The sequence below is a fragment of the Streptomyces sp. NTH33 genome (assembly GCF_003236365.1).
Taxonomy (GTDB): domain Bacteria; phylum Actinomycetota; class Actinomycetes; order Streptomycetales; family Streptomycetaceae; genus Streptomyces.
Map to the genome: position 1 here is coordinate 1 of NZ_POTZ01001032.1, position 752 is coordinate 752.

The following is a 752-nucleotide window of genomic DNA, read 5'->3' on the forward strand; positions in this document are numbered from 1 at the left end:
GGGGCGCCCCTGGCCCTGGGCGGCGGCGGGAGACGGACGGGTCGTCATCAGCGGGTCAGGTCCGCGGTCGCCTCGGAGATGGCCTGCGCGAAGACGAGGGCCTGGCGCACCGTCTCCGGGCCGTCCCCGGCCTCGCTGACGCGCAGGCTCAGGTCGTCGGCCGTCGAGCTGCCCGTGTAGCCGTGGTCCGCATCGCAGTTGGGGTCGCCGCAGGCGGCGGGTTCGAGGTCGATGCGGGAGACGGCGCCCCAGCCGATGGTCAGCACGACCTCGCGGGGCAGGGTGCCCGGCGTGTACTGCTCCGGGTTGGCGACCACGCGGCTGACCACGACCGAGGAGATCCGGCCCAGCTTGACCGACTCGGTGGAGGTCGTGGCGTACGGCGTCGGGGAGGTGCTGTCGGCGGCCTGCTCGTCGGTGTGGCTGACGATGAAGCGGTTGCCGGTGAGGACGAGCACCGTCACGTGCCGTCGCACCTCGTTCTGGTCGAACGTGGTCTCCTGGTGGACCAGGTACGACCGGACGGGCTCGCCGCCCACGGCGGCCTCCACCGCCTCGGCCACGAGAGCCGGGTAGTAGCCACTGCGCTCGATCGCCGCGCGCAGCCCCTGGGTCGTCGTACTGGTCTTGGCCATGCGGTCCATCCTACGGTGGCGCACTGACTGCGAGGCACCGCTGTGGGGCGGGGAAACCCCGGTCAGTACGCCGGGAGGGTGCGCGGGCCGAGGTCGTCACGGGCGGGTGGGGGTGCC

1 protein-coding gene is annotated in these 752 nt (G+C 73.1%); it reads right to left on the bottom strand.

Annotated elements, in window-relative coordinates; genetic code table 11:
• Positions 1 to 47 precede the first annotated feature (47 nt).
• Positions 48 to 635: a DUF5998 family protein gene (locus C1I97_RS38270; RefSeq protein ID WP_111007399.1), complete on the bottom strand. Its 588-nt coding sequence runs from the start codon at positions 633 to 635 to the stop codon at positions 48 to 50.
• Positions 636 to 752 lie beyond the last annotated feature (117 nt).

Excerpts from the sequence above, each read along its gene's own strand:
- C1I97_RS38270 (WP_111007399.1), bottom strand. The coding sequence starts at position 635 with ATGGCCAAGACCAGTACGACGACCCAGGGGCTGCGCGCGGCGATCGAG.